Below are 20,939 nucleotides of genomic sequence, written 5' to 3'. Positions count from 1 at the left end.
AGCACCATAAAAGCTGCCTTTGGGGAGAAGTATGTCTGAGCAAATAGCGTCTGGGTTGGCCGAAGGGGTTCAGCCTGACCAATTATTGGACGCCACTGGATTGCACTGCCCGCTACCGCTACTGAAAGCCAAGCAGGCACTGGCTGGCTTGGCTCCCGGTCAGCTGCTGGAAGTAAGCGCCACCGATGCCGGGTCTTGGCGCGATATGGCGGCCTTTACCGAGCTAAGCGAGCATGTCATGGAAGCGCGGACGCAGCGCGGCGATGTGTATGTGTTTTGGATTCGTAAAGCAGGGAACGCTCGCTCATGACCATGCGCAGCATTCTGAAAAGCTGGGTCGAGCGCTATTTTTCAGACGAAGAGGCGTTGATTCTGCTGCTCGTTTTGGTGGGCGGTTTTGCCGCGATCATCTGGTTCGGGCGTATGCTCGCGCCTTTTTTCACCGCTCTGGTGTTGGCGTTTCTGCTGCAAGGCGTGGTCAGCGCCCTGACGAGGCGGCGAGTGCCGCATTTGCTGGCCGTCATTTTGGTGTTTGTGGCGTTCGTTAGCGTCCTGCTGGCGCTTGCCTTCATTTTGATGCCGCTGATTTGGAATCAGCTGGTGGGACTCGTCCAAGAGACACCGCGGATGTTTGCTAGTGGTCAAGGTTGGCTGGATCAGTTGCAGGAGCGCTTTCCCAATATCGTAACGCCCGATCAGATACAGAGCTGGATCGGCGTGGCCGGGCGGGAGATCAGTCAGCTTGGCCAGCGTGCCCTAACGCTTTCATTGACGTCGCTGGGCAACATCATGTCACTGATCATTTATTTGGTGTTAGTCCCCATTTTGGTCTTTTTCATGTTGAAAGATCGTGAGGCGCTGGTGGGTTTTACGCTCTCGCTGCTGCCGCAAAAGCGGACGCTGTTGACCCGCATTTGGCACGAAATGGATCGTCAGATCGCTAATTATATTCGCGGAAAATCCATCGAAATCGTCATCGTCGGTACGGTGGCGTACATCACCTTCGCCTTTTTCGGGCTGCCCTACACGGCGCTGCTGGCGGTGCTGGTCGGTTTTTCCGTCCTGGTGCCTTACATTGGTGCGGCGGTGGCCACGCTCCCCGTGGCAGCGGTGGCCGGGTTTCATTTTGGCATTAGCGAGCAGTTCGTGTACGTGCTGGTGGCTTACGGGATATTGCAGGCGCTGGATGGTAACGTGCTGGCCCCTGTGCTGTTCTCGGAGACCAACAACATTCACCCGGTCTCGATTATCGTCGCCGTACTGTTCTTTGGCGGTATTTGGGGGTTTTGGGGGGTGTTCTTCGCTATCCCGCTGGCCACGCTGCTCAAGGCGTTGGTATACGCCTGGCCACGGGGGCTCGAAAGCCGACAGGCAGTGCAGCCACCTCAGTTGGAGCAGGAGTCGCCCTAAGCGCGGTGCCCCCCGAGGGGCACCGCGTTGAGCGCCGTGATTACTGGTTGTGAAGCGCCTGCGCTGTGTTCAGCACGTCCTCTGCATGGCCGGGCACTTTGACGCCGCGCCACTCCTGGGCCAGTTTGCCATCCTGGTCGATCAAGAAGGTGCTGCGCTCGATGCCCAAGTGCTCTTTGCCGTACATCTTCTTGAGTTTGATGACATCGAATAGCCGACAAACGGTTTCGTCTTTATCTGATATCAGCTCGAAATTGAAATCCTGTTTGGCTTTGAAATTCTCCTGGGAACGCAGTCCGTCGCGTGACACGCCAATGATCACGGTGTTGGCCGCATCGAAGGCGGCTTTGCGGTCGCGAAAGTCGCCGCCTTCGGTGGTGCAGCCTGGCGTGCTGGCTTTCGGATAAAAATACACCACCACTTGCTTACCGCGTAGTTCGGACAGCGTAATGGTGGTGTCGCCGGTGGCGGGGGCGGAAAAGTCGGGGACGGGCTGGCCAAGTTCAATGGTCATAAAGGCTCCTTTCAAGGGTGACTTTCATAGAGAATTACACGCAAGCGCCGCGCAACTGTCAAAGCGTTCGATAAACTCACAGCGCTTTACGCTGTACAGGCTCGAATCGCCTGAGTACCATTTGCTGTTTGTGGGCGGGGGTGACGGCGCTCCTTCAAGGCATCAACGCTGCGTCTTGTCGCAATGTACGTTATTGCATCCCACGTGGCAGCTTGATTTCAACTTTTTGCAGGTGAGGAAAATACGGATGATCACAGGCAGCATTGTCGCCCTGGCGACGCCGATGAAGGTCAATGGCGACATCGACTGGGAGGCGCTTCGTCGTCTGGTGAACTTCCACCTCGACAATGGTACCGATGCCATCGTCGCTGCGGGCACCACGGGTGAGCCCACCACCATGTCATTTGCCGAACACTTCGATGTGATCCGCAGCGTAGTGGAAGAGGTGAACGGCCGCATTCCGGTGATTGCCGGTACCGGGGCGAACGCGACCTCGGAAGCCGTCGAATTGGCGCGTTACGCCAGTGAAGTGGGTGCGGATTACTGCCTGTCGGTCTGCCCTTACTACAACAAGCCTACCCAGGAAGGCTTGTATCAACACTTCAAGGCGGTGGCAGAAGGCAGCAAGCTGCCGGTGATTTTGTATAACGTACCGGGCCGCACCTGCTCCGACCTTTATAACGAGACCGTGGTGCGCTTGGCCGAGGTGAACAACATTATCGGCCTGAAAGACGCGACCGGGAACCTTGAGCGTGCTGAGGATCTAATCTCACGCCTGAAAGGCAGCGACTTCATGCTCTACTCCGGTGACGACGCTACGGCCTGCGATTTCATGCTGATGGGCGGCCACGGTGACATCTCCGTCACCGCGAACGTGGCCCCAAAAGCGATGCACGATCTTTGCGTGGCCGCTGTGGCCGGTGACGCTGACAAGGCGCACCAAATCAATACGCGCTTGATGCCGCTACATACCAATCTGGGCATCGAATCCAACCCCATTCCCGTCAAGTGGGCGTTGCACCGCATGGGCTATATGGACGCCGGTATTCGCCTGCCGCTGACCTGGCTGTCGGAGAAGTACCACGGCACGGTCAGCGAAGCGCTACAGCTGGCGGGCGTCGTAGAGGAGTAGTCCGGCGCTCGAAACCCTTTTGCTACCCGGTGAAGGCAGTGCCTGCCGGGTAACCGATCTGTTGACTGTTAAGGTGGCTTGATGAGCTCTGTGCTTGAACAACGTGCGCTTAAATGGATACCGCTGGCACTCGCAGCCGCTGTCACACTGGCAGGTTGCGCGCGCGATGGTTACTACCACGACCGCAACTTGGACTACACCGAAGCGGCTCCTGCGCCGCCTCTCGTGCTGCCTGACACCCGCGACACCCAGCGTTACCGCGACGCAATGCCGGTCCCCCAGGTGGCCATGCAGGGCACGCGGCTCGATGAGCCGGCCGAGATTCAGCCGCCGCAGTCACTGGCCATTGGCAGCGGATTGGAGCCCGACTACGTCGAGCGTCGCCAAGTCGGCGATCAAAGCTGGCTGGTCGTGGCGGCAGACCCTGGCAGCGTGTGGCCACAGCTGGAAGCCTTCGTGCGCAGCCGCCAGCTTCCCGTTCAAGACAGCAGTGCCAATCAAGGCGTCATCGTAACCCCACAAGCGACGCTAAGGCTGCAAAGCGCTCTGCGTGCCGGTAGCAGCGAAGTACGCTGCGACCAGAACGGCCAAAGCGTCGAGAGCTGTCTTGCTGCCCTAGAACAGTATTTGGGCGCACGCAGTGCCACTGCCAGCTCCTCTTCGTGGACTGCCCAGCGTTTGGCCAATGAGCAAACGCTTCAGCTACGTCAGCAAGGTGAGGAGTGGGAAGTCGTCATTCCGCAGCCCATTGACCGTGTATGGGCCGAGCTGAACCACTATTTGTCGCTCGATTTCACCCAAGAGGGTCAGCGCGACCTGCTCGCGACCTCCGCTGATGACTACGAGTTCTTGGTGGAGTACATGACCGAAACCGAGCGTGGACGTAACCCGTTGCAGATCGTCTTTAGCCCAGACGTACGCCGGATGTCCCAGCAGATTCGTTTGGCGCTCGAGCCCAACGGCGACCAAACCGTGCTGCGTGCCATCAACGCCAGCGAGCGTAATTTTAGTGCTGATGATCAGCGCGAGTTGCTTGAGCGTGTCTCCGGCTACTTACGTTAACCTTTTGATTCTCACTTTCTCACGGAGCCTCCATGGAAAAGCGCCAAGAACTCTATGCCGGCAAGGCAAAATCCGTCTACACCACTGACGATCCTGACCTTCTGGTACTGCACTTTCGTGATGACACCAGCGCTTTCGATGGAAAGAAGAAAGAGGCGCTCGCCCGCAAGGGGATGGTGAACAACATCTTCAACGCCTTCATCATGGAGCGCTTGGAAGAGGGGGGTATCCCCACGCATTTCGAGAAACAGCTTTCCGATAACGAGAGCTTGGTCAAGAGAATGCAGATGATTCCGGTCGAGTGCGTGGTGCGCAACATTGCAGCGGGCGGTTTGGTGAAGCGTTTGGGAGTGGAAGAGGGGATCGCCCTTAATCCGCCGACTTTCGAGTTGTTCTTGAAGAACGACGAGAAGGGCGATCCGATGATCAACGAGTCGCTGGCGGAAACGTTTGGCTGGGCAACGCCCGAGCAGCTTGCCAAAATGAAGGCATTGACGTTCAAAGTGAACCACATTCTCAAGCAGCTATTTGCCGAAGGCGACATGCTGCTGGTGGATTACAAATTGGAGTTCGGCGTATTCAACGGCGAGGTGGTACTGGGCGATGAGTTCTCACCGGACGGTTGCCGCCTGTGGGATGCCAACACCCGCGAGAAGCTGGATAAAGACCGCTTCCGTCAGGGCTTAGGTGGTGTGATCGAGGCCTACGAAGAGGTGGGTCGTCGTCTAGGCATTACCTTTCCCGCCTAGGACCGTTTCGTCAGTCAGCGGATCAATTGCCACCACCTTGAAGGTGGTGGCGTCGTTTCCAGAGGCGGCATTAGTCGCCTGAAATTTGACGTCCACATCCCGCAGCCGTACGCCGTATATGCGCTCGCTCTGGAGGTCTTTCTGGTAGGCAGGGCGGGGGTCTTGGCCCAATACTTGCTCTATCAGCGCATGGAGTGACGCCCCATCGGCACGAGCGGCAAGGCTTGCTTGGGCGGCCTGGCTAAAGTGCACGGGCAGCAGTGTCGGTGCATGGGGAGCAAACCCGCCCCGTGCTTCAGGCTTGGCTTCGGCCCACGGCAGATAGGGCTTGATATCGACCACGGGCGTACCGCTAATCAAGTCACACCCGGCGAGGTGCAGGCTCACGCCTTGCCGAGTGTCGATGTGCGACAGCTCGATCAATGACAGCCCAAGTCGATTGGGACGGTGAGTGCTGCGGCTAGCAAAGACGCCGACTTTGCGGTTGCCGCCCAGCCTGGGTGGGCGCACCAAGGGCGTCCAGCGGGTCGGGCTGTGATGAAAGATAAACGTCACCCACAGGTGGCTAAACGCTTCCAAGCCTCGTACGGTGAGAGGATCATCGAACGGTGCAGTCAGTAGCAAACGCGCGTTGGCCGCTGGCGCGAGCCCAGGCTGGCGGGGGACGCCGAACTTATCCGGATAGTCGCTGACGATATGGCCAATGGGCGTCAGTGTAAACGACGCGCTGTCCGAGCGATCATGCATAGCACTGCCTTGTGGTTGACCGACACCGACGGGGTCGACGAGGTGGTACTTTCGTAACGTGGCAACGAGTATAAAATAGCTCGCTGGTGACCGACAGTCCGCTATCGTTAACAGCCGCTAAATCGCATTGAGGCGAAGCATGTTGAAAACGAACGAACGCGCACCCTCTGCTGCGCCGACGGCCCGTGTGACCTACCGCGCGGCGCTAGCCAAAGATGCCGCTGACCAGGCGGAAGTCTTCTATCATGCGGTCATGCAGGGGGCGGCCACTCACTACGGGTTGGATGAGCGCCGCGCCTGGGCCAACGCGCTACCTCGCGAGGCGAGCGCTTGGGCGGCGCGCCAAGCGCTCTATACCACGCTGGTGGCGGCTTGCGATGGCCGTTGTGTTGGTTTCCTGGAACTCAACATTAGCGCAGGTCGTATCGAAACGCTCTACGTCTGGCCATCGCTGGCGGGGCGAGGGATCGGTACCACGCTACTGATCCACGCCGAGCGCATTCTGCTTGAGAACGGCGTGTCTAGCATAGAGATCGAGGCGAGCCTGGTCCTCTATGAGCGCCTGCTGCGTCGAGGCTTCGACAACCTCGGCGAGCAGTGGGTGGAACGCAGTGGTGAAATGCTGCGTCGTTACCGATTAGTGAAGCGGCTCAGCGCAATAGAAACGTAGCGCGCTAAACGTTGAAGGTTTGGGTGATCCGCATCGACAGGTCGATGGAGGTGACGTCTTTCGTCAGTGCGCCGCTGGAGATGCAGTCGACCCCTGTGTCGGCAATCGCCCTTAGCGTGGCATCCTTTACGTTGCCAGAGGCCTCTAGGGTAGCTCGCCCGCCGTTGATTTCGACGGCCACGTGGAGATCCTCGATGGCGAAGTTGTCCAGCATGACGATATCCGCCCCGGCCGCTAGCGCTTGGTCGAGCTCCTCAAAGGTTTCGACTTCTACCTCTACGGGCAGGTCGCTGGCCACTTTGCGGGCTTGCGCTACGGCCGCCTGAATGCCACCGCAGGCGGCAATGTGGTTCTCCTTGATCAAGAAAGCGTCCCATAGGCCGATGCGGTGATTGTGGCCGCCTCCACAGGTGACCGCGTATTTTTGAGCCAGTCGCAGGCCGGGAAGGGTTTTCCGAGTATCCAACAAGCGTACGCCGGTGCCTTCGAGCAAGTCGACATAGCGTCGCGTCGCACTCGCGGTCGCCGACAGCGTTTGCAGCACGTTGAGCGCGGCGCGTTCGCCAGTGAGCAAGCTACGCGCCGGACCTTCTAATTCGAGAAAGCACTCGTCGGCCGCCAAACGGTCACCGTCGGCGGCTTGCCAACGCAGCGTGACGCGGGCATCCAATCGGCGAAAAATCTCGTCGACCCAGGCAACACCGCAGAGCACGGCGGGCTCCCGGGTCACCACCTTGGCGGTGGCCCACTGGTTCTCAGGAATCAGCTGAGCCGTGATATCGCCCGCTCCTACGTCTTCTGCTAGCAGGCGGGCGGCACAAGCGCGAATCTCTTCAGCAAGAGCAGTTTGATAATCCATAGCGGTGAGGTCTCTGGGCGTCGTCTTCGATGACGGGCATTATAGTGAAAGGGAACGCCAACGTAGAGGAGTGCGTGCGCGCATGAACCAAGAAAACCGGCCGGGGGAGTGGGCCAAGGCGCGGCAGCTGCCATCGCCTAACCAGGACGCACGCCCTCAAAACGAGGTCTCGCTGCTGCTTTTGCACGCCATTAGCCTGCCGCCTGGGCAGTTTTCAGGCGATGCCATCGAGGCGCTGTTCACCAATCGGCTCCATCCAGGCGAGCACCCTTTTTTTGCCGAGATCGCCCATTTGCGGGTGTCGGCACATCTTTTGATTCGCCGCGACGGCGCGTGCGTCCAGTTCGTCGATACCGACCGTCGCGCCTGGCACGCAGGACGCTCGTTGTGGTGGGACCCAGCGCTGAGCGAATGGCGATCCAGGCTCAATGATTTCTCGGTGGGCATCGAGCTCGAAGGCGATGACGTCACCCCGTTTACCCGGGCGCAGTATACAGCGCTGGTGGAAGCGGTGGGGTGGCTGATGGCCCGCTACCCCAATGTGACGCCACAGCGTATCACCAGTCACGCCAAGGTGGCGCCGCTGCGTAAGACCGACCCAGGGCCCGCTTTCGACTGGGCGTATTTTCGCCAACAGCTGACACTTGCTGCCTTTTAATTAGAGTAAGCCCGTTGGTTAAAAAGCCATGTTAAGTGATTCTTGAGACAGGTAATAAAACGGTAGTTTAATTACATTTTGTGGGTTTTAGTCGTAGCGACAAAGGTCTTATAAAGCGCTTATGTTGCAGTGCAATAGTTTGTTTTGGATAGCCTTTTACGTTTCACTGGAATTGGCAGCGTGGCGACTTTGCGGTATCTTCGCATATACAAAAGGCTAACTTTCACTCTATACGTGTAGCTTTACTACATCAAGGCGAGCGTAGCTCGTTGAATGTAGAACGAAAACCCCCGTACGATGCAAACGCGTCGTGCCAATGTATGGCCTGTGGTGGCCCAACACCGCAGCCGCCCCAGGCCCGAAGGGTTGGCGGGGCTCATTGTCATTTATCGTCATTCGGAGAGACCTCTATGAGTCTGGAGACAAGAGAAGATCTCGATCCGGTCGAAACCACGGAGTGGCTGGAATCCCTGGAATCGGTACTGGATCGTGAGGGCGAAGATCGTGCCCGCTACCTGATGACCCGCCTGGCGGATCGCCTGCGCCGGGACGGGATGAAGGTGCCCTTCTCGGTGACAACCCCCCACCGTAATACGATTCCGGTTCACCGCGAAGCGCCCATGCCTGGCGATCTGTTCATGGAGCGCCGTATTCGCTCTTTGATCCGTTACAACGCCATTGCACAGGTCATTCGTAACAACCGGGCCAACCCGGGCTTGGGTGGTCACATTGCAAGCTTCATGTCGTCTGCCACGCTATATGATGTGGGGTTCAACCACTTCTTCCGTGCCCCTAAAGGCGATTTCGAAGGCGATTTGATTTACATTCAGGGTCACGTAGCGCCGGGTATCTACGCGCGTTCGTTCCTGGAAGGTCGCCTGACCGAAGAGCAAATGGACAAGTTCCGTCGCGAAGTCGACGGCGACGGCCTCTCTTCTTACCCGCACCCGTGGCTAATGCCGGATTACTGGCAGTTCCCCACGGTGTCCATGGGTCTAGGCCCGATTCAGGCCATCTATCAAGCCCACGTGATGAAGTATCTGCATCACCGTGAGCTAAAAGACATGCACGACCGCAAGATCTGGTGCTTCATGGGCGACGGCGAGTGTGACGAGCCGGAATCCCTGGGCGCGATCTCGTTGGCGGGCCGTGAGAACCTCGATAACCTGATCTTCGTCATCAACTGTAACCTGCAGCGCTTGGACGGCCCGGTACGCGGTAACTCCCGCGTCATGGACGAGTTCGAAGGCGTCTTCCGCGGTGCCGGTTGGAACGTGATCAAGGTCGTTTGGGGGCGTCACTGGGATCCGCTGTTCGAGAAGGATAAGAAAGGCATCCTTCAAAAACGCATGGACGAGGCGGTCGACGGCGAGTACCAGAACTACAAGGCGAACGGCGGTGCTTACACCCGTGAGCACTTCTTCGGTAAGTACCCGGAAACCGAAGAAATGGTCAAAGACCTCTCCGACGAAGATATCTGGAAGCTCAACCGTGGCGGTCACGACCCGTTCAAGGTCTACGCGGCCTATCACGAAGCGGTCAATACCTCCAATGGCAAGCCCACCGTCATCCTGGCGCACACCATCAAAGGGTACGGCATGGGCAGCGGCGATGGCGAAGCGGCCAACGAAGCGCACCAGGTCAAGAGCATGGAGTACGAAGCGCTGAAGAAATTCCGCGACCGTTTCGGTATTCCGCTCACCGACGAGCAGCTCAAGGACGTGCCGTACTACAAGCCGGAGGAGGACTCTCCCGAGCTGAAGTACATGCATCTGCAGCGCGAGCGTCTCAACGGCTACCTGCCGAGCCGCCGCAGCACGTTCGAGCCGCTGGAAATTCCGACCCTGGAAGACAAGACCTTTGCCTCGCAAATGGGCGGCTCCAAAGGGCGCGAAGTGTCTACCACCATGGCGTTCGTGCGTATTCTGAACGGTCTGGTGAAAGACAAGAAACTGGGCAAACAGGTCGTGCCGATCATTCCGGACGAAGCGCGTACCTTCGGTATGGAAGGTATGTTCCGCCAGCTCGGTATCTACACCTCTGAAGGTCAGAAGTACGAGCCGGTCGATAAGGGCCAGATCATGTACTACCGCGAGGACCAGAAAGGTCAGGTTCTCGAAGAGGGTATTTCCGAAGCAGGCGCGATGTCGGCGTGGATTGCCGCTGCGACCTCCTACAGCAACAACAACGTCACGCTGCTGCCGTTCTACATCTACTACTCGATGTTCGGCTTCCAGCGTATCGGCGACTTGGCCTGGGCCGCAGGCGACTTGCAGGCGCGTGGCTTCATGGTCGGCGGTACCGCCGGGCGTACCACGCTCAACGGTGAAGGCCTGCAGCACCAGGATGGCCACAGCCTGATTCAGGCGTCCACCATCCCTAACTGCCGCAGCTACGACCCGACCTACGGTCACGAGGTTGCGGTCATCGTTCAGGATGGTTTGAAGCGCATGTTCACCGATCAAGAGAACTGCTTCTACTACCTGACCGTGATGAACGAGAACTACGAGCACCCCGAACTCGAGGACGTACCGGCCGACGATATCGTCAAGGGCATGTACCTGCTCAAAGAGACGAAGGGTGACAAAGGTCGCGTTCAGCTGATGGGCTCGGGCACCATTTTGCGCGAAGTGGAAGCCGCCGCCGAACTGCTGGCCAACGACTGGGGCATCGGTGCCGACATCTGGAGCGTGACCAGCTTCAACGAATTGCGTCGTGAAGCGCTGCTGCTGGAGCGTGAAGCGTTCCTCAACCCGGATGCCGAGGCCAACAAGCCCCACGTTACCCGGTGCCTGGAAGGTCGTGATGGTCCGGTGATTGCGTCTACCGACTACATGAAGCTCTACGCGGATCAAGTACGTGCTTGGGTGCCCGGTGATTACACCGTGTTGGGTACCGACGGCTTTGGTCGTTCCGATACCCGCGAGAAGCTGCGCTACTTCTTCGAAGTAGACCGCTACTTCGTCACCGTTGCTGCGCTGCGTGCGCTGGCCGACCGTGGTGAGCTTGATCGCAAGCAGGTTGGCGAAGCGCTGAAGAAGTATGGCATCGATGCCAACAAGCCGAACCCGCTGACCAGCTAAACCGCTGCCCGGCGGACAGATGTCCGCCGGCTCGATCCGATTTGGAAGGAGCGCGACCTTGAGTAGCGAAATCATCAAAGTTCCCGACATCGGTGGGGATACCGATGTCGAAATCATCGAGATTGCGGTGTCAGAAGGCGACGTCATCGAAGCGGAAGACACCCTGATCACTCTGGAATCCGACAAAGCCAGCATGGACGTACCGGCCCCTAAAGGCGGCAAGGTGATCAAAGTGTTGGTCAAAGAGGGCGATAAAGTCTCGGAAGGCGACGATATCGTCGAGCTGGAAGTGGAAGGTGGCGGTGAGAGCGATGCCGAGCCAGAAGCGGAAGCCGACGAAGCGTCGTCGTCAGACGAAGCGCCCGCCAAACAGCAAGAAGACGCCGCTCCGGCGCCGAAGAAAGCCAGCGGTGGCAAGCAGACCGTCGACATCAAGGTGCCTGACCTTGGCGGCTCCGATAACGTCGAAATCATCGAAGTCGCCGTGAGCGAAGGCGATGACGTCAACGCCGAAGACCCGCTGATCACCCTGGAGTCTGACAAGGCCTCCATGGACGTGCCTAGCCCGCACAGCGGTAAGATCGTGTCGCTAACGGTGAAAGAGGGCGATACCGTTTCCGAAGGTGACGTGATTGGCCAGATGGAGATCGCGGGCGAAGGTGACGATACCGACGACGCGGACGCGCCTGAGCAGGCTGACGAGTCTGCCTCCGCTAACCAATCTGCCGACGCCGAAGACGACGCGGCTGACGACGATAGCGGCAGCGGCGAGCCCGAACGCAAAGAGATTCGCGTGCCGGATCTGTCGGGCTCTTCCGACGTGCCGATCATCGAGATTGGCGTTGCCGCCGGTGACGAGGTCGACGTCGAAGATCCGCTGATCACCCTGGAGTCCGATAAAGCCTCCATGGACGTGCCGAGCCCCTTCAAGGGCAAGATTCTGGAGCTCACCGTCAAAGAGGGTGATACGGTTTCTGAAGGTGACGTGATCGGCTATATGGAAGTCGCGGGTGCCAAGAAAGCCGCACCCAAAAAAGCGGCTCCTGAAAAGTCGGACAGCAAGCCGCAGAGCGCGCCCAGCGCCAAGCAGGCGTCTCCGGCGGGTTCCCCCAGTCCCGAAGCGCAAATGGCGTCTCACAAGCCTCGCGACGGCAAGCTGGTGCATGCAGGCCCCGCCGTGCGTATGCTGGCCCGTGAGCTAGGCGTCGATCTGGGCCTCGTGAAGCCCAGCGGCCCGAAAGACCGCGTGCTGAAAGAGGACGTGCAGGCCTACGTCAAACAGGCGATGGCCAATCAGGGTAAAGCCCAGGCCGCCGCTCCTGCGGCCAGCGGTGGAGCAGGCATTCCCGCCGTGCCGGACGTCGACTTCAGCCAGTTTGGTGAAGTGGAAGAGAAGCCGATGGGTCGCCTGCTCAAGATGGGCGCGACGAACCTGCATCGTAGCTGGCTCAACGTGCCCCACGTGACCCAGTTCGACGAAGCCGACATCACCGAGCTCGAGGACTTCCGCAAGGCCATGAAGGCCGAGGCCGAAGCCCAGGGGGCCAAGCTCACGCCGCTGCCCTTCCTGGTCAAGGCGTGTGCCTTTGCACTGCGTAAGTTCCCGCAGTTCAACGTCAGCTTGAAAGGCGACGGCGATACGCTGGTGTGGAAGAAGTACGTCCATATCGGCATCGCGGTGGATACGCCGGACGGCCTGATGGTGCCCGTGCTGCGCGACGCCGATAAGAAATCCTTGATCGAGATTGCCAAGGAGATGGCGGAGCTAGGCAAGAAAGCGCAGAGCAAGAAGCTCAAGCGGGAAGAGATGACCGGTGGCTGCTTCACCATTTCGAGCCTGGGCTCGATTGGCGGCACGGCCTTCACACCGATCGTCAACGCCCCCGAGGTCGCGATCTTGGGTGTGTCGAAAGCGCAGATGAAGCCGGTTTGGGATGGCAACGCCTTCCAACCGCGCTTAATGATGCCGCTATCGCTCTCCTACGATCACCGCGCGATCAACGGGGCAGATGCAGCGCGCTTCACCGCCTTCCTGGCGGACGTGCTCACCGATATCCGTCGCTTACTGCTGTAAGCGGTCGACCGAGCAAGCCACAAGCGGCGCCCTGAGGGGCGCCGCTTGTGTTTATAGCTAGGTCACTTAAACGATAGTTTGATTAAAACAGGGTGACCAAAGTACTAACGCTGGCCACTTTGCTGTTTTTACTCAAAAAAACACAAAATAATCGTGCTCTCAGGCTTTTGGGGAGTTGTGTCGCCTGAACGGCACGGTTATTGTCGATTCATTGATTTCAACGATCACTATCATTCAAGACGATCATTCAAGGAGCAGTGCCATGCGTTTAATCCTGTTGGGTGCCCCCGGCGCGGGGAAGGGGACTCAAGCTCAATTCATCTGTGAGCAGTTCAAGATTCCCCAAATTTCCACCGGGGATATGCTGCGCACCGCCATCAAAGACGGCACCGAGCTGGGCCTGAAGGTCAAAGAGATTATGAACAGCGGGGGACTGGTGTCGGACGACATCATCATCGACCTGGTCAAGGAGCGCATCAGCCAGCCGGACTGCGAGAATGGGTTCTTGTTCGACGGCTTCCCGCGGACCATCCCCCAAGCAGACGCCATGAAAGAGGGCGGCGTCAAACTGGACCACGTGCTGGAAATCGCCGTGCCTGACGAAGAGATCGTCAGTCGCTTGGCGGGTCGCCGCGTGCATCCGGCCTCTGGTCGTGTGTATCACATCGAGCACAATCCGCCCAAAGAAGCGGGTAAAGACGACGTAACCGGCGAAACGCTGATCCAGCGTGAAGACGATCAGGAGTCCACGGTGCGTAATCGCCTGTCGGTCTACCACGACCAAACCGCTCCGCTGGTGGACTACTACCAGCAGTGGGCGAAAGAGGATCCGGCGACTGCACCGCAGTATCACCGCGTCGAAGGCGTAGGCAGTGTGGCAGACATCACTCGTCAGGTGAAAGAAGCGCTCAGCTAAGCGCGCCTCAGTGTTACGTGCCTCGATGGCCCGCAGGTTTCCTGCGGGCCATCGTCGTTTCAGGCGTGCGGCGGTATACTAGAGGCCTATTTTTACGGAGTGCAATACCGCTATGTCGTCGTTATACCTTCTGGCACTGGATGCCTCCTCCAGCGCCTGCTCTGCGGCACTACTCCGCCAAACAGGCGGCCAACGTGACTGCCTGGCACGCTTCGAGATGACGCCACGCGCGCACACCAAGCGCTTGATGCCAATGGTGGATGAGCTGCTTGCCGATGCGGGCATTGCCCCACAAGCCTTGAATGCCGTCGCCTTTGGGCGCGGTCCCGGCTCGTTCACCGGCCTGCGCATTGCGGCCGGTGCCGCGCAAGGATTGGCGTTTGGCTTGGACTGCCCATTGCTCGGCGTGTCGACCCTGGAAGCGCTCGCGCTTCAGGCGCATCGGCGTTATCACTTTCGCCATGTGGTCACCGCGCTGGATGCGCGCATGGGCGAAGTGTATGCCGCTACCTGGCACTGCCTGAACGATACCCTAAGCTTACAGAGTGACGAGGTCGTCATCCCGCCCGGTGCATTCCGTTTGCCAGCCGGTGAAACCGATTGGGTGGGCGTGGGCTCGGGCTTTAATCTGTGGGACGAATTTGCCGTCGGCGTGCAGGCCAGCTTGTCGCAACATCTCACGGATCTAGAGCCACGCGCGGAGGAGATGGCGTGGCTGGCCGCGCGCGACTTGGACGCAGGTCTGGGCCAGGCGGCCCATGAGGTACAGCCGGTGTATCTGCGAAATGACGTGGCTTGGAAGAAACCGGCATGAGCCAGGCAGTACCGGAGGTTTTGCTACCACCTGGGCTGACGCTGGGTTACATGGAGGGTCGGCTTGCCCTGGCGGGAGACGAGCGCGAGTACGGCAAACCGCTCAGCGTCGACTTCGTCTCGGGCAAGGCCGCGCACCGTCGTCAGTTCGGTGGCGGCCGTGGACAGCTGGTGGCAAAGGCCTGCGGGCTAGCCAAAGGCGTGACGCCGAGCGTGGTCGATGCCACGGCGGGCCTGGGTCGCGACGCCTTCGTACTGGCCAGCCTCGGGGCGCCGGTACTGATGATCGAGCGGGTCGCGGCCATCGCCGCCTTGCTCAGCGACGGCCTAGCGCGTGCGGCGGCCGCAGAGGACACCGCCGCGATTGCCGCGCGCATGTACTTGCGTCATGGCGATGCCGCCGAGCGGTTGGCGAGGCTGGTGGCGGACGCCGAGTTTACGCCCCAAGTCGTCCACCTGGATCCCATGTTCCCCCATCGCGACAAGTCCGCGCTGGTGAAAAAAGAGATGCGCGTGTTTCGCGAGCTGGCCGGAGACGACGACGATGCTCCTCGCTTGTTGGAAGCCGCGCTCGACGTGGCGACCCACCGGGTGGTAGTGAAACGCCCCCGTAAAGCGCCGCCTATTGCAGGGCCCGCGCCGCAGCACACGTTGGAAGGCAAAACGAGCCGCTACGATCTATATGTCCATCGCTCCCTAAGTCGCTGAGCGTTGATGACACAGCGGAGCCAGAGAAGGAGTCTCTATGCAGCACGAGTGGCGAGAAGGGAACCGGGTGGTGTTGCTGCCGGAAGCGTCGCGCTTTTTACCGGCGATGTTCGACGCGGTGAGCCAAGCGCAGCACTACGTGCTGGTGGAACTCTACTTGATGGAGTCGGGGGAGCTTGCCACCCAAGTCATCGACGCGCTGGCGTCCGCCGCTAGGCGCGGCGTGCAGGTGTTTCTACTCCTGGACGGCTACGGTGCGATGGGGCTGGAGCGACGCGACCGTGAACGCTTGCAGAGCGCTGGCGTAGCCTTGCAGCTGTTCAACCCGATTGGCTTTCACTCGTTGGCCCGCAATCTGAGCCGTGATCACCGTAAGATCGTGGTGGTGGACGGCGAAATTGCCTTTACCGGCGGTTTTGGCGCGGTGGATGAGTTTTTGCAGGCGTGGTACGAAATCGCGCTACGTATCGACGGACCGACCGTTGCAGACTGGGAGGCACTGTTTCGCCGTTTGTGGCGTTCCCGGCTGACCCGCCAGGCGTCGGGGGATCCAGCGCCCCCTCCGCTCCCGCCTCAGCGCAGCGCGACGTCCCATGCCGATGGCGTGCGTGGGCGAGTAATGTCGGCCAGAGGCTATCGCTACCAAGCAATTCGCCACTCGCTGTATGCCCGGGTCAGTCGTGCGCGTCAGCGGCTGTGGCTATGCACGCCCTACTTCGTGCCTACGTTTGCGCTGCGCCGCCGCTTGATCCGCGCCGCTCGACAAGGCGTGGATGTACGTTTGCTGCTGCCCGGCGCCAAGCACGACCACCCCGGCGTGCGCTATGCGGGCCAGCGTTTTTATCAGGCACTGCTGAAAGCGGGCGTGCGCATTTTCGAGTTCCAGCCGACCTTCATACATGCCAAGTTCGTCCTGGCCGATGAGTGGGTTAGCCTAGGCTCTTGTAATTTCGATCACTGGAACCTGCACTGGAACCTAGAGGCCAACCAGGAGATAGACGATCCAGGATTCGCCAGCGACGTGCAGGCGCTTTTCGAACGTAATTTTGCTGCCAGCCAAGAGGTGGATGCTGCCGCCTGGGCCGCGCGCCCCTGGGGGCAGCGGGCCAAGGAGTGGGTGTATGGTGTCGTGGACGGTTTGGTGATGCGCCTGAAATAACGCGGCTACTGGCGCTTTTTGCCCTTCGCTTTGGCGGGCGTCTTTTTGCGCGGTTTGGGTTTGGGCGTTTCTGGTGGTACCCGGTAGTGCAGGTAGAGGTCGAGCACCAGCTCGGGCAGCTGGGCGACGAAGGATTCTTGGCTGGCCTGATCTTTGGCCATCTCGGCCATGTCGGGTTCGTCGTCGAAGAGCCCCGATAGCGACATGAACGGCAGCAGCAGCGTGGCGGCAGCCTCTTCATCATCCTGGAACCAAGCGCTCTCGTCGCTGAACACGCCTTCCATGAAGCCTGCACACCAGTCGCCAATCGGCGTCTCTTCTGCGGGCAGACCATCCAGCGTTAGTTCGAAGGGCAGTTCCGGTAGGCCCCCTTGCTCCAGGACCGCCATGGCGTTGTCGCGCAGCAGTGTCAGCAGTCGGACGATCTCATCGCGCTCGGTGGCATCGCGGTAGTTGGGTTCGCCTTGAAAAAGCTCCTCCAGCCACTGCTCGGTGGGCTGCTCGCTAGGCGCGACCGCCAGAGCGACCAGAAAGCCATGGGCCGAAATCAGGTCGAGGGCATCTTCGCCCACTTGTTCAGAGTCGAGAAAATCGTCCAGCCTGTCGAGCTGTTCGTCGTCAAGCAGCGGCTGAGGCGGGGCACTGTCGGGCGAGTTAGCGTCGGTCATGGTATTGCGCTCTGCCATGGGGAGCCTCGTTATCAACGTCATGTTTGAAAACCGCTGTCGATCCATCACAATCGATCAACGTCACTAATGGCTAGTTTATCACTAATGAAGACGTCTCCACTCCCCCCTTGGCCGCGCGATGAACTATCGGCGCTTTCTCATCCGGCACTGCTTCGCGCCGTCCAAGAGCGGGTCGAGCAAGCTTTGGCACGCTGTCGAGAGGTACATCCCGCGCTGCCCGCGCCCAAGGTGTGGTTTGATCTAAAGGGCGCATCGGCGGGGCAGGCACACCTTGGTCGGGGCGGATTGCGCTTCAATCCGGTGCTGCTGGCCGATAATCGCGAGGAGTTTTTCGATGAGGTGATTCCTCATGAGATGGCCCACTGGCTGGTCTTTCATCTGGCCCAGGGGACTCGCTTTAAACCGCATGGCCGCGAGTGGCAGACGGTCATGCGGGATCTGTTTGGGCTCGCGCCTCGGGTCACCCACCGTTTCGATATTCAGCGCTCGCAACCGCGCCCTTTTCACTATGAGTGTGGCTGTCGAGTGCATCGCTTTACGTCGAGACGTCATGCCTTAGCCGCAAAGGGGCGTCGCTACCGCTGCCGTCATTGCGATCAGACCTTGGTCTATCGTGCTTTCGTTAGTCCATAATTGTTATTTTAAGCTGCTGTTTTTTAAATAAAAATTGTTAATACCAATGTCTAAAGGGAAGCCGATCGGGACAGGTTTATGCTAGGTAAATATTACGCGCGTCGGTGCAGCCAATAACAAAACCGACCACACTTACCAGAGAGTGCAACTTCACGGACAGAGGCAATTTCATGAGCGAGCATAACAACGTCTATCCAGTGCGCGATAGCATCGCTGCCAAGGCATGGGCCGATAAAGATAAATATGCGGCAATGTATCAGCAGTCCATGGACGACCCGGAAGGTTTCTGGGGCGAGCAGGCCAAACGCCTTGACTGGATCAAACCGCCCAGCAAGATCAAGAACACCTCCTTTGCCCGCGATAACGTCGATATTCGCTGGTTCGAAGATGGCGAGCTGAATGTCGCGGCGAATTGTCTGGATCGTCACTTGGAGAAGCGCGGTGACCAAACGGCGATCATTTGGGAAGGCGATAATCCCAATGAATCCAAGCACATTAGCTACCGTGAGCTCTACGAGCGAACGAACCAGCTAGCCAACGGCCTGAAATCGCTGGGTATAAAGAAAGGCGATACTGTCACGCTCTACATGCCGATGATACCCGAAGCGGCCATGGCCATGCTGGCTTGTGCCCGTATCGGCGCGGTGCACTCGGTGGTGTTTGGCGGCTTCTCCCCCGACGCGGTGGCCCAGCGAGTCATCGGTGCGGACTCCAAGCTGGTCATCACTGCCGATGAGTCAGTGCGTGGTGGCAAGCATGTACCGCTCAAAGAGAACGTCGACTCCGCGCTCAAGCGTGACGGCACCGACGTATGCAAGAACGTCCTGGTGGTGAAGCGCACCGGCGGCGATATCGATTGGCAGGAAGGTCGCGATATCTGGTTCGACGAGCTGGTCGATAAGCAGTCAACCGAGTGCCCGGCCGAGGCGATGAACGCCGAAGATCCGCTGTTCATTCTCTACACCTCCGGTTCCACCGGCGCGCCAAAAGGCTTGAAGCACACCACCGGCGGTTACCTGACTTACGCGGCCATGACGCATCAGTACGTCTTCGACTACCAGGAGGGCGAGATCTACTGGTGTACGGCGGACGTGGGTTGGGTGACCGGCCATAGCTATATCGTTTACGGTCCGCTGGCAAACGGCGCCACGACGCTGATGTTCGAGGGCGTACCGAGTTATCCGACCCACGGCCGCATGGGCGAGATCGTCGACAAGCATCAGGTCAATATCCTTTATACGGCGCCCACCGCCGTGCGTGCGCTGATGGCTCACGGTGACGGCGTGATGGACTCTAGCAAACGCGATTCACTGCGACTGTTGGGCTCGGTAGGTGAGCCGATCAATCCCGAAGCCTGGGAGTGGTTCTACCGCGTCATCGGCAATGAGAAGTGTCCGATTGTCGATACCTGGTGGCAGACCGAAACCGGCGGCATCATGATTGCACCGCTGCCGGGGGCCACCGACCTGAAACCAGGCTCGGCGACCACGCCTTTCTTTGGCGTCAAACCTGCCCTGGTCGATAACGAAGGCCACCAACTCGAAGGAGCCACCGAGGGCAACCTGGTGATTCTGGACTCCTGGCCGGGGCAAGCGCGCTCTATCTGGGGCGATCATGAGCGCTTCGTTCAGACCTATTTCTCTACCTACGACGGCATGTACTTCACGGGCGACGGCTGCCGTCGTGATGAGGATGGCTACTACTGGATCACCGGCCGGGTGGACGACGTGCTGAACGTCTCCGGCCACCGCATGGGCACCGCCGAGATCGAGTCGTCGCTGGTGGCGCACTCTGCCGTGGCCGAAGCGGCGGTAGTGGGCTTCCCCCACGATATCAAAGGCCAGGGCATCTACATCTACGTAACCCTGAACGACGGTATCGATCCCACGGACGAGCTGAAGAAAGAGTTGACCCAGTGGGTACGCAAAGATATCGGGCCGATTGCATCACCCGACGTGATTCAATGGGCTCCGGGGCTACCGAAAACGCGCTCGGGTAAAATCATGCGGCGTATTTTGCGTAAAATTGCTGCCAACGAGTGCGATGGTCTGGGCGATACCAGTACCTTGGCGGATCCGTCGGTCGTCGACGATTTGATCGAGCATCGGGCCAATCAGTAATCGACTCGCCCCGCTGCCCATGGCAGTGGGGGTATTCAATGACGGGCGTCAAGCATTGGCGCATTGCTGTCAGGCAAACTGCGCTTACCCGATGCAGTGCCGGCCACAGGGCCGGCACTGCTGTTTTTGTGCGGATGACGTCTCAACGACAAATTGTGCATGTGATGCTTGGGCATGATGAAGCCCATGGGGTACCATGCTTCAACCGTATGAGCCTAGCGTCGCGGCGGCAGGCAACCCCGCTGCTCGAGGAACCGGAGGAATATCCATGGCAGTAGCCCATAAGTTTATCGTCGCTGACGACCATCCGCTGTTTCGTGCAGCACTCACCCAGGCGTTGCGCCAGTTGGCCCCCCAGGCTGAGATTGTCGAAGCCGACACCATGGAAGCCACCACTGAGGTCGTCAATCGACACCCCGATGCAGATTTGATTCTGCTGGATCTGCACATGCCCGGTGCCCACGGCTTTTCGGGCCTCATTCAACTGCGCGGTCAGATGCCGGATATTCCGGTCGCCGTAGTATCTGGCAGCGATGAACCCTACGTGGTACGTCGTGCCATCGACTACGGTGCTTCTGGCTTCATTCCCAAGTCGTCATCGCTGCAGCTGATTGCCGAGGCGGTGGGTGAGATTCTGCAGGGGGAGGTGTGGCTGCCGGAGGCGCTGGCCAACGTCCTCGAAGAGACCAGCGAAGAGGAGTCGCGCTTTGCCGAGGCGATCGCCTCGCTCACGCCGCAGCAGTTCCGCGTGCTCAATATGCTCACCGAAGGGCTGTTGAACAAGCAGATTGCCTACGAGCTAAACGTTTCGGAGGCGACCATCAAAGCCCACGTGACGGCCATTTTGCGCAAGCTGGGTGTCCATTCACGCACCCAAGCGGTGATCGCGGCACAGAAACTGGAAGTGGAGCCGCCAAAAGTCGAGTCGTAACGGCGGACGGTC

At 59.3% G+C, this 20,939-nt stretch carries 20 protein-coding genes; 16 read left to right on the top strand and 4 right to left on the bottom strand.

Annotated elements, in window-relative coordinates:
- Window positions 1–31: 31 nt before the first annotated feature.
- Entirely contained in the window at window positions 32–310 is a 279-nt protein-coding gene (locus tag MHM85_RS11985; protein ID WP_139526357.1) for a sulfurtransferase TusA family protein, read from the top strand.
- The gene (locus MHM85_RS11980) at window positions 307–1,410 is read left to right on the top strand and encodes an AI-2E family transporter (protein WP_139526358.1); all 1,104 of its coding nucleotides are present in this window, start codon (window positions 307–309) and stop codon (window positions 1,408–1,410) included. The genes MHM85_RS11985 and MHM85_RS11980 overlap by 4 nt, the downstream gene beginning before the upstream one ends.
- A gap of 40 nt (window positions 1,411–1,450) precedes the next feature.
- Here the strand turns inward: MHM85_RS11980 and MHM85_RS11975 are convergent, their stop codons facing one another.
- Window positions 1,451–1,924 carry a peroxiredoxin gene (locus MHM85_RS11975; RefSeq protein WP_219861744.1) on the bottom strand — a complete coding sequence of 158 codons (474 nt, stop codon included), beginning with the start codon at window positions 1,922–1,924 and terminating at the stop codon, window positions 1,451–1,453.
- A gap of 247 nt (window positions 1,925–2,171) precedes the next feature.
- Between MHM85_RS11975 and dapA the strand changes: the two genes are divergently transcribed.
- The 3 genes from dapA (at window position 2,172) to purC (ending at window position 4,867) form a co-directional block, all read left to right on the top strand.
- A complete protein-coding gene (gene dapA / locus MHM85_RS11970; protein WP_139526360.1) occupies window positions 2,172–3,056 on the top strand; it encodes a 4-hydroxy-tetrahydrodipicolinate synthase in 885 nt (294 codons plus the stop codon).
- Window positions 3,057–3,137: 81 nt separating this feature from the next.
- Window positions 3,138–4,118 carry an outer membrane protein assembly factor BamC gene (gene bamC, locus MHM85_RS11965; RefSeq protein ID WP_139526361.1) on the top strand — a complete coding sequence of 327 codons (981 nt, stop codon included), beginning with the start codon at window positions 3,138–3,140 and terminating at the stop codon, window positions 4,116–4,118.
- 32 nt (window positions 4,119–4,150) lie between these two features.
- The gene (gene purC, locus MHM85_RS11960) at window positions 4,151–4,867 is read left to right on the top strand and encodes a phosphoribosylaminoimidazolesuccinocarboxamide synthase (protein ID WP_139526362.1); all 717 of its coding nucleotides are present in this window, start codon (window positions 4,151–4,153) and stop codon (window positions 4,865–4,867) included.
- Here purC and tsaA read toward each other — a convergent pair.
- Window positions 4,844–5,614, bottom strand: coding sequence for a tRNA (N6-threonylcarbamoyladenosine(37)-N6)-methyltransferase TrmO (gene tsaA / locus MHM85_RS11955; protein ID WP_139526363.1), 771 nt, complete (start codon window positions 5,612–5,614; stop codon window positions 4,844–4,846). The two genes, purC and tsaA, sit on opposite strands and share 24 nt — an antisense overlap.
- 139 nt (window positions 5,615–5,753) lie before the next feature.
- On the opposite strand from tsaA, the gene MHM85_RS11950 reads away from it, so the two are divergent.
- Window positions 5,754–6,284, top strand: a complete 531-nt coding sequence (locus MHM85_RS11950) for a GNAT family N-acetyltransferase (RefSeq protein WP_139526364.1) — start codon at window positions 5,754–5,756, stop codon at window positions 6,282–6,284.
- Window positions 6,285–6,288: 4 nt separating this feature from the next.
- On the opposite strand, the gene nadC is transcribed toward MHM85_RS11950, so the two are convergent.
- The gene (gene nadC / locus MHM85_RS11945) at window positions 6,289–7,143 is read right to left on the bottom strand and encodes a carboxylating nicotinate-nucleotide diphosphorylase (RefSeq protein ID WP_139526365.1); all 855 of its coding nucleotides are present in this window, start codon (window positions 7,141–7,143) and stop codon (window positions 6,289–6,291) included.
- A gap of 82 nt (window positions 7,144–7,225) precedes the next feature.
- Here nadC and ampD point away from each other — a divergent pair, with 82 nt between their 5' ends.
- The 7 genes from ampD to MHM85_RS11910 all read left to right on the top strand — a co-directional run bounded on the left by ampD (window position 7,226) and on the right by MHM85_RS11910 (window position 16,554).
- The gene (gene ampD / locus MHM85_RS11940) at window positions 7,226–7,801 is read left to right on the top strand and encodes a 1,6-anhydro-N-acetylmuramyl-L-alanine amidase AmpD (protein WP_219861742.1); all 576 of its coding nucleotides are present in this window, start codon (window positions 7,226–7,228) and stop codon (window positions 7,799–7,801) included.
- 410 nt (window positions 7,802–8,211) lie between these two features.
- A complete protein-coding gene (gene aceE / locus MHM85_RS11935) occupies window positions 8,212–10,884 on the top strand; it encodes a pyruvate dehydrogenase (acetyl-transferring), homodimeric type (protein WP_219861740.1) in 2,673 nt (890 codons plus the stop codon).
- A gap of 58 nt (window positions 10,885–10,942) precedes the next feature.
- Window positions 10,943–12,958 (top strand): pyruvate dehydrogenase complex dihydrolipoyllysine-residue acetyltransferase, encoded by a 2,016-nt coding sequence (aceF, locus tag MHM85_RS11930; RefSeq protein ID WP_219861737.1) that lies wholly within the window; start codon window positions 10,943–10,945, stop codon window positions 12,956–12,958.
- A 262-nt stretch (window positions 12,959–13,220) separates the two neighbouring features.
- A complete protein-coding gene (gene adk, locus MHM85_RS11925; protein WP_219861735.1) occupies window positions 13,221–13,874 on the top strand; it encodes an adenylate kinase in 654 nt (217 codons plus the stop codon).
- A gap of 112 nt (window positions 13,875–13,986) precedes the next feature.
- On the top strand, window positions 13,987–14,688 hold the full coding sequence (gene tsaB / locus MHM85_RS11920) for a tRNA (adenosine(37)-N6)-threonylcarbamoyltransferase complex dimerization subunit type 1 TsaB (RefSeq protein WP_139526370.1): 702 nt from the start codon (window positions 13,987–13,989) through the stop codon (window positions 14,686–14,688).
- Complete coding sequence (locus MHM85_RS11915; RefSeq protein WP_139526371.1) at window positions 14,685–15,395, top strand: class I SAM-dependent methyltransferase; 711 nt, start codon at window positions 14,685–14,687, stop codon at window positions 15,393–15,395. The genes tsaB and MHM85_RS11915 overlap by 4 nt, the downstream gene beginning before the upstream one ends.
- 37 nt (window positions 15,396–15,432) lie before the next feature.
- Entirely contained in the window at window positions 15,433–16,554 is a 1,122-nt protein-coding gene (locus MHM85_RS11910; protein WP_219861733.1) for a phospholipase D-like domain-containing protein, read from the top strand.
- 5 nt (window positions 16,555–16,559) lie between these two features.
- Here MHM85_RS11910 and MHM85_RS11905 read toward each other — a convergent pair whose 3' ends face one another.
- Window positions 16,560–17,240, bottom strand: a complete 681-nt coding sequence (locus MHM85_RS11905) for a YecA family protein (RefSeq protein WP_153842510.1) — start codon at window positions 17,238–17,240, stop codon at window positions 16,560–16,562.
- An 87-nt stretch (window positions 17,241–17,327) separates the two neighbouring features.
- On the opposite strand from MHM85_RS11905, the gene MHM85_RS11900 reads away from it, so the two are divergent.
- The 3 genes from MHM85_RS11900 to MHM85_RS11890 all read left to right on the top strand — a co-directional run bounded on the left by MHM85_RS11900 (window position 17,328) and on the right by MHM85_RS11890 (window position 20,927).
- Window positions 17,328–17,876 (top strand): SprT-like domain-containing protein, encoded by a 549-nt coding sequence (locus MHM85_RS11900; protein ID WP_219861731.1) that lies wholly within the window; start codon window positions 17,328–17,330, stop codon window positions 17,874–17,876.
- 170 nt (window positions 17,877–18,046) lie between these two features.
- Window positions 18,047–19,996 (top strand): acetate--CoA ligase, encoded by a 1,950-nt coding sequence (acs, locus tag MHM85_RS11895; protein ID WP_139526375.1) that lies wholly within the window; start codon window positions 18,047–18,049, stop codon window positions 19,994–19,996.
- Window positions 19,997–20,264: 268 nt separating this feature from the next.
- On the top strand, window positions 20,265–20,927 hold the full coding sequence (locus MHM85_RS11890) for a response regulator transcription factor (RefSeq protein ID WP_016916171.1): 663 nt from the start codon (window positions 20,265–20,267) through the stop codon (window positions 20,925–20,927).
- Window positions 20,928–20,939 lie beyond the last annotated feature (12 nt).

It is taken from the genome of Halomonas sp. McD50-4, from assembly GCF_022348135.1.
In the GTDB taxonomy this organism is placed as follows: domain Bacteria; phylum Pseudomonadota; class Gammaproteobacteria; order Pseudomonadales; family Halomonadaceae; genus Vreelandella; species Vreelandella piezotolerans.
This window is presented reverse-complemented; position numbering and strand designations above follow the sequence as displayed.